Source organism: Streptomyces sp. Isolate_45 (assembly GCF_024721315.2).
GTDB lineage: Bacteria > Actinomycetota > Actinomycetes > Streptomycetales > Streptomycetaceae > Streptomyces.
Genome location: NZ_JANFAK020000030.1, coordinates 1 through 12,963, shown reverse-complemented (window position 1 = coordinate 12,963; position 12,963 = coordinate 1). Strand labels below are relative to the sequence as shown.

Sequence of the window (12,963 nt, the reverse complement as noted above, 5' to 3'; positions counted from 1 at the left end):
ATCGGCGGGTGGACGCCCCTCGCACCCCCTCCGCTCCGCCGCCGCCCCGCGCGCCCGCGCCCCCGCCCGCCCCCGGCCCGGCTCCGTCCTGGTCGCTCCCGGTGCCCCCCGCCGACCCCGTACGGGCCTCCCGGGCCCGGCGGCTGGTGGCCCCGGTGCTCACCCTGGCGGGGGTCGCGGCCGCCTTCGCGTACGTGGGGGCGGTCGATCCGAACGAGCCCGGCCACTACCCGGTCTGCCCGCTGTTCCGGCTGACCGGGGTGCTGTGCCCCGGCTGCGGCGGGCTGCGCAGCGCGCACGCCTTCGCGAACGGCGACCTGGTGACCGCTCTCGGGGCGAACGCCGTGGCGGTGGTCGGTTACCTCGTCTTCGCCGGGTTCGCGGCGCTGTGGCTCGTACGGGCCTTCCGCGGCCGGCCGGCGCCCCGGCTCGCCCCGGGCCGGGCCGCCTGGTGGGCGGTCGCCGTCCTGACGACAGGTTTCGCGATTGTCCGGAATTTCCCCTTCGGTTCCGCACTGGCTCCCTGACGGCGCGCGGAGCCTGGAGGAAGGCCGGATTCCGTGTCCAGCCATTGGGAAACGTTGAAGTCCGTGCGGAGGCCGCGGCGACCTGCGGATACCATTTGAGTGCTGACCTTGCAGTGGTACGTGTCCGCAAGGCGGCCGACCGTCATCAACCCGGAAGGGGGCCGCTCGCGTGAGTGTGCTCGACGAGATCATCGAAGGGGTCCGCGAAGACCTTGCCGAACGGCAGGCCCGCGTCAGCCTCGACGAGCTCAAGGAGCGTGCCGCCAAGGCGCCCCGGGCCAAGGACGGTGTCGCCGCCCTGCGCGGCGACAGCGTCAAGGTGATCTGCGAGGTCAAGCGGTCCAGCCCGTCCAAGGGTGCGCTGGCCGCGATCGCCGATCCGGCCGGGCTCGCCGCCGACTACGAGGCGGGCGGTGCGTCGGTCATCTCCGTCCTCACCGAGCAGCGTCGTTTCGGCGGCTCGCTGGCCGACCTGGAGGCCGTCCGCGCCCGCGTGGACATCCCGATCCTGCGCAAGGATTTCATCGTCACGGCCTACCAGCTGTGGGAGGCCCGCGCCTACGGCGCCGACCTCGCGCTGCTGATCGTGGCGGCCCTGGAGCAGGAGGCGCTCGTCTCCCTCATCGAGCGGGCCGAGTCCATCGGTCTCACCCCGCTCGTCGAGGTCCACGACGAGGAGGAAGTCGAACGCGCGGTGGCCGCGGGCGCCAAGATCATCGGCGTCAACGCGCGCAACCTGAAGGACCTCAAGGTCGACCGCTCCACCTTCGAGCGCGTCGCCCCGGAGATCCCCGCCCATATCGTGAAGATCGCCGAGTCCGGCATCCGCGGACCGCACGACCTGATCGCCTACGCCAACGAGGGCGCGGACGCCGTGCTCGTCGGCGAGTCCCTGGTCACCGGCCGCGACCCGAAGTCGGCCGTGGCCGACCTCGTCGCCGCCGGCGCCCACCCCGCCCTGCGCCACGGCCGGAGCTGACCCTTCCCATGCCGCCCTTCCGTTCCCCCGTCCGCACCCGGCCAGGCCACGGCCCGGCCGGTGTGCCGACGGCGCACGCGCCGCTGGCGCGCGGTTGCCGCCCCCGCGGCTGCCGCGCCCCCGCCCGACGCGTGCACGGCCGGCGGGTGCGCTACGTGATCGGCTCCGAGCCCGGTCAGGTCAACGGCATGCGATGGCGCGGCGGAGCCGCGCGCTGACGACGGCCCTCCCCGGCCCGTTACCCCCTCGGGTACCGGCCGGAGGCCGCGTACGGTCCCACGCCCCCGGCCCCGGCCGCCGGCGCGGACCGCTCCGTCCGTACGCCCGTGACCCCCGTTGGGGTGCTCGGGCGGCGGGCCGGCGGCGCGATACGGAGCACTCCTGTCACCCGTAGGTACCGCTTCCGCACCCGTAGGAGTAGTGGCCATGCCCACCAGCTCGTTCTTCATCCCGGACCCCGAGGGTCACATCCCGAACGCCGAGGGGTACTTCGGCGACTTCGGCGGCAAGTTCATCCCGGAGGCGCTCGTCGCCGCCGTGGACGAGGTCGCCGTCGAGTACGAGAAGGCCAAGGGCGACCCCGCCTTCGCCGCCGAGCTCGACGAGCTCATGGTCAACTACACCGGCCGGCCCAGCTCCCTCACCGAGGTGCCCCGCTTCGCCGAGCACGCGGGCAACGCGCGGATCTTCCTCAAGCGCGAGGACCTGAACCACACCGGCTCGCACAAGATCAACAACGTGCTGGGCCAGGCGCTGCTCACCAAGCGCATGGGCAAGACCCGGGTCATCGCCGAGACCGGCGCCGGCCAGCACGGCGTGGCCACCGCCACCGCCTGCGCCCTCTTCGGCCTCGACTGCACCATCTACATGGGCGAGATCGACACCCAGCGCCAGGCCCTCAACGTGGCCCGGATGCGGATGCTCGGCGCCGAGGTCATCGCCGTGAAGTCCGGCTCCCGGACCCTCAAGGACGCCATCAACGAGGCGTTCCGCGACTGGGTCGCCAACGTGGACGAGACCCACTACCTCTTCGGCACCGTCGCCGGCCCGCACCCCTTCCCGGCCATGGTCCGCGACTTCCACCGCGTCATCGGCGTGGAGGCCCGCCGGCAGATCCTGGAGCGCGCCGGCCGGCTGCCCGACGCCGTCGCCGCCTGCGTCGGCGGCGGATCCAACGCCATCGGCCTCTTCCACGCCTTCATCCCGGACGCCGACGTCCGACTGGTCGGCTTCGAGCCCGCCGGACACGGCGTCGAGACCGGCGAGCACGCCGCGACCCTCACCGCGGGCGAGCCCGGCATCCTGCACGGCTCCCGCTCCTACGTCCTCCAGGACGAGGAGGGCCAGATCACCGAGCCCTACTCGATCTCCGCGGGACTGGACTACCCGGGCATCGGCCCCGAGCACTCCTACCTCAAGGACAGCGGCCGCGGCGAGTACCGAGCCGTCACCGACGACGCCGCCATGCAGGCCCTGCGCCTGCTCTCCCGCACCGAGGGCATCATCCCGGCCATCGAGTCGGCGCACGCCCTCGCGGGCGCCCTCGACCTGGGCAAGGAACTGGGCAAGGACGGCCTGATCGTGGTCAACCTGTCCGGCCGCGGCGACAAGGACATGGACACGGCGGCCCGCTACTTCGGGCTGTACGACGGCGAAGGCGCCGAGGGGGAGTCGAAGTGAGCAACGGCAACATCGAACTGCTGAGCAGCACCCTCGCGAAGGCCAAGTCCGAGGACCGCGCGGCCCTCGTCGCCTACCTGCCGGCCGGCTTCCCGACCGTCGACGGCGCCATCGAGGCCGTCAAGGCCGTCATCGAGGGCGGCGCCGACGTCGTCGAGATCGGGCTGCCGCACAGCGACCCGGTCCTCGACGGCGCGATCATCCAGACCGCCGACGACATCGCCCTGCGCGGCGGCGTGAAGATCGCCGACGTCATGCGGACGGTCCGCGAGGCGTTCGAGGCCACCGGGGTCCCGATCCTGGTCATGACCTACTGGAACCCCATCGACCGCTACGGCGTCGAGCGGTTCACCGCCGAACTCGCGGCGGCCGGCGGCGCGGGCTGCATCCTGCCCGACCTGCCGGTCCAGGAGTCCGCGCTGTGGCGCGAGCACGCGGCGAAGCACGGTCTCGCGACCGTCTTCGTCGTGGCCCCCAGCAGCCAGGACGCCCGGCTCGCCACCATCACGGCCGCCGGTTCCGGCTTCGTCTACGCCGCCTCCCTCATGGGCGTCACCGGCACCCGCGAGTCCGTCGGCAACGAGGCCCAGGAGCTGGTGCGCCGCACCCGCGGGACGACCGAGCTCCCCGTCTGCGTCGGCCTGGGCGTCTCCAACGCCGTGCAGGCCAAGCAGGTCGCGGGCTTCGCCGACGGGGTCATCGTCGGCTCGGCCTTCGTGAAGCTGCTGCTGGACGCCCCGGACCTGCCGTCCGGCCTGTCCGCCGTGCGCGCGCTGGCGGGCGAACTTGCGGAAGGCGTACGCAGGTCCTGACGCAGGGCGGCCCCCACGGGGGGTTCTGTAGCCCGATCGGGTGGAAGTGGGAGCGGGGAGGCACGCGAGTGCCTCCCCGCTTCGTTTGGCCGAACGTGAGCGAGAAGAACGACGGTGCGAACCGCGATGCGACGAAACGATCGGCCCGGGAGCGACTCCAAGCGGAGCGCGAGCGGCAGAAGACCCGGGACAAGCGCCGGCGGACCCTCGTCGTGTCGGCGGCGGTGGTCGGCGTACTCGGCCTGGCGGCCGTCGTCGGCCTGATCGCGGCGAATGCCGGGTCCGGCGACAAGTCCGCGAAGGCCGGGCCGGTGGTCGTGCCGTCCGGGGCCACCGGGAAGGACGCGCTCGCCATCCAGACGGGCCAGAGCGGCGCCCCCTCCCAGCTGACCGTCTGGGAGGACTTCCGCTGCCCCGCCTGCAAGTCCTTCGAGACCAACTACAAGGACACCATCCACGAACTCGAAGCCAAGGGGCTCCTCAAGACCGAGTACCACATCGTCACCCTCATCGACGGGAACATGGGCGGCAGCGGCTCGCTGAAGTCGGCGAACGCCGCCGCCTGCGCGCAGGACGCCGGCAAGTTCGCCGCCTACCACGACGTGCTCTTCGAGAACCAGCCGGAGGAGGTCGACGACGCCTACGGCAAGAACGCCAAGCTGCTGGAGCTGGCCGGCAAGGTCGACGGGCTCGACACCCCCGCCTTCCGCGCCTGCGTCGAGGACGGCACGCACAACAGCTGGGTCGGGAAGTCGCAGGACGCCTTCCGCGCCGGGAACTTCCGGGGCACCCCCACGGTGCTGCTCGACGGGAAGGACATCTTCGCGGACCAGGCCGACCCGCTGACCCCCCAGAAGCTGAAGGCGAAGGTCGAGGCGGCGGCGAAGGCCCCGAGCGGGGCCTCCGGAGCCCCGAAGACCACCGGCAAGGGCTCGCCCTCGGCGCAGGCGTCCCCGTCGGGATCGGGCAGGACGTCCCCCGCGACCGGCTCGAAAGCGGTGTCCGAGGGGACCGCGCGGGACTGAGCGCGGACCCGGGCGCGGTTTCGAGCGGGCCGGGCCGTGTGTGGGTTTGATGTCAGCTTGCCGGGTGGGTTGCGGTCCGTACCGCCCGGCAAGGTAGCGTCAGGTCTGCCATGACCCTTGCCTATATCCCCAGTCCGTCGACCGGCGTGATCCATCTCGGACCGATCCCGCTCCGCGGCTACGCGTTCTGCATCATCATCGGCGTCTTCATCGCCGTCTGGCTCGGCAACAAGCGCTGGATCGCGCGCGGCGGAAAGCCGGGCACGGTCGCGGACATCGCCGTGTGGGCGGTGCCGTTCGGCCTTGTCGGCGGTCGCCTCTACCACGTGATCACCGACTACCAGCTGTACTTCGGCGAAGGCCGCAACTGGGTCGACGCCTTCAAGATCTGGGAGGGCGGCCTCGGCATCTGGGGCGCGATCGCGCTGGGCGCGGTCGGTGCCTGGATCGGCTGCCGGCTGCGCGGCATCCCGCTGCCGGCCTGGGCCGACGCCCTGGCCCCCGGCATCGCCCTGGCCCAGGCCTGCGGCCGCTGGGGCAACTGGTTCAACCAGGAGCTGTACGGCCGGGCCACCGACCTGCCGTGGGCGGTGCGGATCACCGAGGGGCCGAACCGCGAGGCCGGCACCTACCACCCGACCTTCCTGTACGAGTCGCTGTGGTGCGTCGGCGTCGCCGTGCTGGTCATCTGGGCCGACCGCCGCTTCAAGCTCGGGCACGGGCGGGCCTTCGCCCTGTACGTCGCCTCGTACTGCGCGGGCCGCGGTTGGATCGAGTACATGCGTGTCGACGAGGCCCACCACATCCTGGGCCTGCGACTGAACGTGTGGACCGCGATCGTGGTCTTCATCCTGGCCGTGACCTACTTCGTGCTGTCGGCGAAGCTGCGTCCGGGCCGCGAGGAGGTCGTCGAACCGCAGGCACCCGTCATCGCCGGGGACGCCCCGGCCGAGGGCGGGGCGAAGGACGCCGCGGCCGACGCCAAGGCGGTCAAGGACGCACCGCGCAAGCCGGCCGAGCCCGCGAAGCCGGCCCGGCCCGGCGCGAAGCCGGGCGCCGAGGCACCGAAGCCCGCGGGCGCCGTCAAGGCCGACCTGACCAAGGGCGGCGAGGACGAGGCCGCGGAGGCCGGGAAGAGCTGAAGCGGGCGAACAGCCGAAAGGGTCTGCTCCGGAAGGGGGCGCCGCGCGGGTCGCGGCGCCCCCTTCCGGCTGCCCCGGCGGGTTCGTCCGCTCAGGACGACCGCCGCGACAGGGTCAGCGTCCGGTGCGCGGCCGCAACCACCGCCGGGTCCACGAACCTGCCGTCGGGCAGCGCCAGGGCCCCCGACATCGCCCGCGCGGCCGACACGATCTCCTCGGCGGCCGTGACCTCCTCCGGCCCCGGCAGGTAGCACCGTTCGATGACCGGGAGCTGACGCGGATGGATGGCCGCCCGGCCCAGGAACCCCAGCGAGCGGCCGCGCACGCAGGAGTCGGCCAGCGCCTCCAGATCCCGGACGTCGGGGAACACCGACTGCGCCGGCGGCGCCAGACCCGCCGCCCGCGCGGCGACCACCACCCGGGAACGGGGCCAGTCCAGCCCCGCCTCCGCGCTCACCCCCAGATCGGCCCGCAGGTCCGCCTCGCCGAGGGTCAGCCCGTGCAGGCACGGGTGGGCGCGGGCGATCTCGTACGCCCGCTCCACCCCGAGTGCCGACTCCAGCAGCGCGTACAGGGCCACCCCGCCGGTACGGTCGGCGACCCGGGTGATCTGCTCCGGGGCGTCGACCTTCGGCAGCCGCAGCCCGGCGAGGCCGTGCAGCCGGGCCAGCGCCGTCAGGTCGGCGCCCGCCCAGGGCGAGCCCGGGGCGTTGACCCGGACGTGGACGGGGACCGGCGGCCGCTCGGTGAGGAGTTCGGCGGTGGCGGCCCGGGCGTACTCCTTGCGGGAGACCGACACGGAGTCCTCCAGGTCCACGATGACGGCGTCGGCCCCGCAGTGCAGGGCCTTGGCCACCACCTCCGGACGGTCTCCGGGTGCGTAGAGCCAGGTCAGGATCACAGTGCCCCCTCGGTGCGCAGCGCGGCGATCTCGTCCCGGGTCAGGCCGAGCTCGGTCAGGACGTCCTCGGTGTCCGCGCCGTGCGGGCGGCCCGCCCAGCGGATCCCGCCGGGCGTCCCGGACAGTCGGAAGAGGACGTTCTGCATGCGGATCGGGCCGAGTTCCGGGTCCTCGACCTCGGTGATCGTGTCGAGGGCCGCGAACTGCGGATCGGTCATGACGTCCCGTACGTCGTACACCCGGGCGACGGCCGCCTCGGCGGTCTCGAAGGCGGCCACGACCTCGTCCGCCTTGCGCAGGGCGATCCAGCCGCCGACGGCCCCGTCCAGGACGTCGGCCTGCTCGGCCCGGCCCGCGCCCGTCGCGAACCAGGGCTCGTCGGCCAGCTCGGGCCGCCCGACCAGCCGGACGACCCGCTCGGCGACGGACCGGGCCGAGGCGGACACCGCCAGCCAGCGGCCGTCCGCGCTGCGGTAGGTGTTGCGGGGGGCGTTGTTCACGGACCGGTTGCCGGTGCGCCGCTGCACGTAGCCCAGCTGGTCGTACCAGAGGGGGTGCGGGCCGAGGGCGGTCAGGATCGGCTCGATGATGGCCAGGTCCACGACCTGCCCCCGCCCGGTGCGGTCGCGGCCGGCCAGCGCCGTCATCACCGCGTACGCGGCGGTCAGCGCGGCGATCGAATCCGCGAGCCCGAAGGGCGGCAGCGTCGGCGGGCCGCCCGGTTCGCCGGTGATCGCGGCGAAGCCGCTCATGGCCTCGGCGAGGGTCCCGAAGCCGGGGCGGTGGGCGTACGGGCCGTGCTGGCCGAAGGCCGTGACGCGGGCCAGGACCAGGCGCGGGTTGGCCGCCGACAGCTCGGTCCAGCCCAGACCCCACCGCTCCAGGGTGCCGGGACGGAAGTTCTCGACGACCACGTCGGCGGAGGCGGCGAGCCGCAGCAGGGTGTCCCGCCCGCCCGGCGTCGACAGGTCGAGGGTCATCGTCCGCTTGTTCCGGCCCAGCAGCTTCCACCACAGGCCGGTGCCGTCCTTGGCGGGGCCGTGGTCACGGGACGGATCTGGCCGGCCGGGGTGCTCCACCTTGATCACCTCGGCGCCGAAGTCGCCGAGCAGGGTGGCGGCCAGCGGCCCCGCGAACAGGGTGGCCAGGTCGAGGACGCGGAGCCCGGCGAGCGGGCCGGGCGCGGGGTCCGTGAGGGGGCCGGGGTCGGGGTCGAGGTCGGGCCGGGGGTGCGTGAGGGAGCCGGTCATCGGGGGTCGTCCTGTCCGGCGGCGAACGCCGCGAGGTCGGCGCGGTCCGGCATGGAGTCCTGGGCGCCGGGCCGCTGCACCGACAGCGCCGCCGCGCACGCGGCCCACACGAGGGCCTGCGGCATCGGGCGGCCCTCGCCGAGGGCCACGGCGAGCGCGCCGACGAAGGTGTCCCCGGCGGCGGTGGTGTCCACGGCCCGGACCCGGGGCGCGGGCACCGTCAACGGCTCCCGCCCCCGCACGGCGTGCAGCACCCCCGCCGCGCCCAGGGTGATCACCACCTCCGGGACGTCCTGGAGCAGCGCCTCGGCGGCCCGGTGCGGATCGGTGAGTCCGGTGAGGGCGGCCGCCTCGTGCTCGTTCGGGACGAGCAGGTCGGTGGCGGCCAGCAGTCCGGCGGGCAGCGGCTGGGCGGGCGCCGGGGTGAGGATCGTACGGACCCCGTGGGCGCGGGCGGCCAGGGCGCCCGCGAGGACCACCTCCAGGGGCAGTTCGAGCTGGAGGAGGAGCGAGTCGGCGGCCGCGATGCGGGCGTCGTCGCCCGTCTCCAGGGCGGTGACGAGGGCGTTGGCCGCCGGGATGACGATGATGCTGTTCGCGCCCTCGTCGTCGACCGTGATGTGGGCGGTGCCGCTGGCGCCCTCGACGGTGCGCAGCGCGGCCGTGTCGACGCCCCGGGCGTGGAGCGCGGCGCGCAGCCGCACCCCGAACTCGTCGGCCCCGACCGCGCCGATCATCACCACCTCCCCGCCGAGGCGGGCTGCGGCGACCGCCTGGTTGGCGCCCTTCCCGCCGGGGACGGTGCGGAACTCGCGGCCGGTGACCGTTTCCCCGAGACGGGGGGCCTTGGGCACGTAGGCGACGAGGTCCATGTTCGTACTGCCGAGCACGGCGATGGCCGTCATGAGCGGGCTGCCTCCTGGGCGGTGAGGTGGGCGAGGGCGTCGAATCCGATGCCGTCGAAGCCGGGCACGCCGGTGGAGAGGCGGTTCTTCAACGGCGCCGTCCACCGGTCCGGGATCCGGCCGGGCGATCCGGCCAGCAGCCCGGCGAGGGAGCCGGCGGTGGCCCCGTTGGAGTCGGTGTCCCAGCCGCCGGACACCGCCCGGCAGACGGAGTGCGTGAAGTCGCCGTCCGCGTGGGTGAGCGCGGCCGCGAGCAGCGCGGTGTTCGGGAGGGCGTGTACCCAGTGGTAGTGGCCGTAACAGTCGTGCAGCCGGTCCACGACCCGGTCGAAGTCGGCCTCGTCGGAGGCGGTACGGATACCGAAGCGCACGGCCTCCGCCAGCCGCGACCGGGGCGGTACGACGGCCAGCCCGGCCCGCAGCGCGCCGTGCACGTCGGCCCGGCCGCCGGCGGCCTCGGCGAGGGCGGCGGCGACGAACAGGGCGGCGTGGACCCCGTTCGCGGTGTGGGTGAGCACGGCGTCACGGTGGGCCTGGGCCGCGGCGGCGGCCGGATCGCCTGGGTTCGTCCAGCCGTGGACGTCGGCCCGGATGAGGGCGCCGATCCACTCGCGGAACGGGTTGTGGTGGCGGGCCGTCAGCGGGGGTTCGAGGCCCTGGAGGAGGTTGCGGTAGGCGATCCGCTCGGCGGTGAAGGTCCGGCCGGCGGGGAGTTCGTCCAGCCAGAGCCGGCCGAGGTCGGCGGTGGTGAAGCCCTTGCCGTGCCGTTGGAGGAGCAGCAGGCCGAGGAGGGGGTGGTTGAGGTCGTCGTCCTCGGGGGCGCCGTCGATGTTCTCGGCGAGGGAGGTGGCGGCGGAGCGGCGGTTCCACGGGTGGGCGGCGAGGAGCTCCGCCGGGACGCCGCGGGCGGTGAACCAGTCGGACAGCGGCCAGTTGCCGGTGGCCCGGGCCAGGGCCCGGATCCCGTCGAGGGGGAGCTTCTCGACCGGCTTCCCGAGGACGCACCCCGCGGCGCGCCCGACCCAGGCGGCCTCCAGGCGCTCCCGCAGCCCGGCGGCCACGTCACGCGCAGGGGCCGGGGGTGCGGGCCAGGAGGCCCGGATCCCGGGCCAGGTGCTCGGTTCGTCGGCGGTCGAGGGGACCGGGAGGGCGTCGAGTTCGCCCAGCAGGCGGGTCGCGAGGGCGCGCAGTTCCGGTGGGGCCGGTTCGGCGGAGGCACCCGCGCGGGCGGGGGCCGGGCGGCCGCCGGCCGCGAGCCACTCCCGCAGTACGGGCCCCGCGTCGCGGCCGTCCTCGTCCGCCTGCCGCAGCTCGTGGCCGAGCAGGTCCTCGGGCTGCGCCCAGGTGAGTCGTACGAGGGCGCCGGGGGGCTCGGCGGCCGTCACCGGGGGGACGCCATCGCCGCGAAGGCGCTCTCGTGGGCCCGGCGCCGGTCCCGGTCCCGGGCGAAGACCTCCCGTGCCACGGCGGCCAGTTCGGCGGCGGGGGCGTGCAGGTCGAGGCGGCTGGCCTCGGCGACCCGCTTGGCCCAGCCGGCCGGCACGGCGGCCTCCCCGCCCAGCGCGCCGGCGATGGCCCCGGCCATCGTCGCGATGGAGTCGCAGTCCCGGCCGTAGTTGACGGCGCCGAGCACGGAGGTCTCGTAGGAGCCGTTGCCGACGAGCAGCATGCCGAGGGCGATCGGCAGCTCCTCGATGGAGTGCAGGCGCGACGGGCGGCGGGCGCCGAGGGAGGGGTTGCGGTAGTCCGGGCCGACCGAGTCGTACGGGGCCACCGCCGCGCGCAGCGGGGCCAGCGCGGACTCGAAGTCCCGGTAGCGGGAGGCGACTTCGCACACGGCCTCGATCGCCGACCGGGTACCGTCCTTGGCCGGCGACAGGGCCGCCGCGACGACGGAGTCCGCCGTCGCGCCGGGCGCGCAGGCCGCCGCCACGGCCGCCGCGAAGACGCCGGCGGCCTCGCGTCCGTACGAGGACTGGTGGGCGCCGGTGATGTCCAGCGCCTCGGCGTACGCGGCGGCCGGGTTGCCCGCGTTGACCAGGCCGACCGGCGCCATGTACATCGCCGCACCGCAGTTGACGATGTTGCCGACGCCGGCCTCGCGGGGGTCGGCGTGCGCGTAGTGCAGCCGGGTCACGATCCACTTCTCGGCGAGGAAGACCCGCTGGAGGGGAAGGGCCTCGGCTTCGAGTTCGGGGATCCAGCGCGGGGTGGACATGAGGTCGGGGACGAGGTGTTCGGCGACGGCGTAGGCGTCGAGGTGGTCGCGCACCGCCGTGTAGACCCGTACCAGCGCGTGGGTCATGAGGGTGTCGTCCGTGACGTGTCCGTCGCCCTTGTGGTACGGCGCGATGGGGCGGGCGGTGCGCCAGTCCTCGTACCAGGGGCCGACGATGTCGTGCACGCGGCCGCCGTGCCGTTCGACGATCCGCTCCGGGGACCAGCCCTCCACGGGGCCGCCGAGCGCGTCTCCCACGGCGGCCCCGACCAGGCTGCCGGTCACCCGGTCGTCGAGGGTGAGGGGGGTGTGCGTCATGTCCGAATCATCCCTTGGGTGAGGTGAGTTCCGTGCGGGTGAGGAGCGCGGCGAGTTCGACGAGGTCGGTTCCGGCGAGCCGGGGCAGGGCGCAGCCGGACAGGACGCGGCAGGCCTCGCGCCAGGAGGCGGGCAGCGAGTCGCCGCCGCCGAGTGCTCCGGTGAGGGCTCCGGCGAGGGCGGGCGCGGAGTCCGCGACGCGCGACAGGCAGGCGGCGGCGGGCACGGCCTCGGAGACCTTGCCCCGGGCGGCGGTGGCCAGGGCGAGGGCCACGGGGACGGTTTCGGCGGCGGCGATGCCGTAGCTGTAGACGTGGTCGACGATCTGGTGTTCCAGGAGCGGGACGAGGGCGAAGGCGCCGCCGTCCGCGTCGGCGCGGGCGAGGGCGACGGCGTGCCGGGCGTTGCGGCCGATCTCGGTGGCCTCCGGCAGTTGCGCGAGGGCGGCCTCGACGGCGGCGTCGGTGTCCGAGCCGCCGAGGGCGGTGGCGAGGGCGGCGGCCATGGCGCGGGCCCCGTGGACGCCGTCGCCGTCCTGGGTGTAGCGGGCGTCGAACTCGGCGAGGTCGGCGGCGGCGCGCGGGTCGCCGGGGTGGACGACGGCGAGGACGCAGGCCCGGACGCAGGCGGCGTCGTCGAAGTAGTGCGGGTTGTCGTGCCCGGTGGCGGGCGGGCGCAGGCCGGCGGCGAGGTTGCCGAGGCCGGCGCGTACGGAGATCCGGGCGCGCAGCGGCAGCACGGCGGACTCGACCTCGGGCGCGCGTTCCGCGGCCGCGGCGACCTCGGAGGCCAGGGCGTTCCAGGCCAGGTCGATGGCGGCGCGCATGCGGCGGGACCGGGAGAGGTCGCTGAGCAGCACCCCGGCGGCGGTGAGCACGGACTCGGCGGCGAAGGCCGCCCATTCGGCGTCGTCGGAGGGGCCCAGGCGCAGGGGCTCGGGGGGCTGGTTCAGGGCGATGGGGACGGGGAGGGTGGTGGTGGCGTTCTGCTCCGCGAAGGTGTCGAGCTCGCGGGTGAGTCGGCGGGTCCACTCGGGCATCCGGCTGGCCCGGTGCCGGGCGGCGGGCCAGCCGGCCGCGTCGCCGGCGGCGAGCCCGAGGAGCAGCCCCTCGATCCGCCGGGCCGCCTGCGGCGGGGCGGCGGTGGCGGGGGAGCCGGTGGGTCGCTCCCGGTCGGTGTCCTCGGCGGGCGCCGCCGCGGGGGCCG

Annotated in this window: 13 protein-coding genes; 7 read left to right on the top strand and 6 right to left on the bottom strand. The window is 74.8% G+C overall.

Annotation, left to right across the window (positions count from 1 at the left end; all coding sequences use genetic code 11):
• Positions 1-8: 8 nt before the first annotated feature.
• From NOD94_RS12680 to lgt, 7 genes are all read left to right on the top strand, one after another.
• Positions 9-527 carry a DUF2752 domain-containing protein gene (locus tag NOD94_RS12680; RefSeq protein ID WP_281205963.1) on the top strand — a complete coding sequence of 173 codons (519 nt, stop codon included), beginning with the start codon at positions 9-11 and terminating at the stop codon, positions 525-527.
• Positions 528-696: 169 nt separating this feature from the next.
• Entirely contained in the window at positions 697-1,506 is an 810-nt protein-coding gene (trpC, locus tag NOD94_RS12675) for an indole-3-glycerol phosphate synthase TrpC (RefSeq protein ID WP_281205962.1), read from the top strand.
• An 8-nt stretch (positions 1,507-1,514) separates the two neighbouring features.
• Positions 1,515-1,724 carry a tryptophan synthase subunit(beta) gene (locus NOD94_RS12670; protein ID WP_281205961.1) on the top strand — a complete coding sequence of 70 codons (210 nt, stop codon included), beginning with the start codon at positions 1,515-1,517 and terminating at the stop codon, positions 1,722-1,724.
• Between the two features lie 208 nt (positions 1,725-1,932).
• Entirely contained in the window at positions 1,933-3,186 is a 1,254-nt protein-coding gene (gene trpB / locus NOD94_RS12665; RefSeq protein WP_281205960.1) for a tryptophan synthase subunit beta, read from the top strand.
• The gene (trpA, locus tag NOD94_RS12660; protein ID WP_281205959.1) at positions 3,183-3,998 is read left to right on the top strand and encodes a tryptophan synthase subunit alpha; all 816 of its coding nucleotides are present in this window, start codon (positions 3,183-3,185) and stop codon (positions 3,996-3,998) included. The genes trpB and trpA overlap by 4 nt, the downstream gene beginning before the upstream one ends.
• A 95-nt stretch (positions 3,999-4,093) precedes the next feature.
• Complete coding sequence (locus tag NOD94_RS12655; RefSeq protein ID WP_281205958.1) at positions 4,094-5,023, top strand: thioredoxin domain-containing protein; 930 nt, start codon at positions 4,094-4,096, stop codon at positions 5,021-5,023.
• Positions 5,024-5,133: 110 nt separating this feature from the next.
• Complete coding sequence (gene lgt, locus NOD94_RS12650) at positions 5,134-6,165, top strand: prolipoprotein diacylglyceryl transferase (protein WP_281205957.1); 1,032 nt, start codon at positions 5,134-5,136, stop codon at positions 6,163-6,165.
• A 91-nt stretch (positions 6,166-6,256) separates the two neighbouring features.
• On the opposite strand, the gene NOD94_RS12645 is transcribed toward lgt, so the two are convergent.
• From NOD94_RS12645 to NOD94_RS12620, 6 genes are all read right to left on the bottom strand, one after another.
• The gene (locus NOD94_RS12645; protein ID WP_281205956.1) at positions 6,257-7,066 is read right to left on the bottom strand and encodes a CoA ester lyase; all 810 of its coding nucleotides are present in this window, start codon (positions 7,064-7,066) and stop codon (positions 6,257-6,259) included.
• A complete protein-coding gene (locus NOD94_RS12640) occupies positions 7,063-8,316 on the bottom strand; it encodes a CoA transferase (protein WP_281205955.1) in 1,254 nt (417 codons plus the stop codon). The genes NOD94_RS12645 and NOD94_RS12640 overlap by 4 nt, the downstream gene beginning before the upstream one ends.
• Positions 8,313-9,221, bottom strand: a complete 909-nt coding sequence (rbsK, locus tag NOD94_RS12635; RefSeq protein WP_281205954.1) for a ribokinase — start codon at positions 9,219-9,221, stop codon at positions 8,313-8,315. The genes NOD94_RS12640 and rbsK overlap by 4 nt, the downstream gene beginning before the upstream one ends.
• On the bottom strand, positions 9,218-10,606 hold the full coding sequence (locus tag NOD94_RS12630; protein ID WP_281205953.1) for an ADP-ribosylglycohydrolase family protein: 1,389 nt from the start codon (positions 10,604-10,606) through the stop codon (positions 9,218-9,220). The genes rbsK and NOD94_RS12630 overlap by 4 nt, the downstream gene beginning before the upstream one ends.
• On the bottom strand, positions 10,603-11,757 hold the full coding sequence (locus NOD94_RS12625; RefSeq protein WP_281205952.1) for an ADP-ribosylglycohydrolase family protein: 1,155 nt from the start codon (positions 11,755-11,757) through the stop codon (positions 10,603-10,605). Before NOD94_RS12625 ends, NOD94_RS12630 begins: the two co-directional genes overlap by 4 nt.
• A 7-nt stretch (positions 11,758-11,764) precedes the next feature.
• Positions 11,765-12,963, bottom strand: a 1,199-nt coding sequence (locus NOD94_RS12620; RefSeq protein ID WP_281205951.1) for an ADP-ribosylglycohydrolase family protein, incomplete at its 5' end; no start/stop codon positions are given.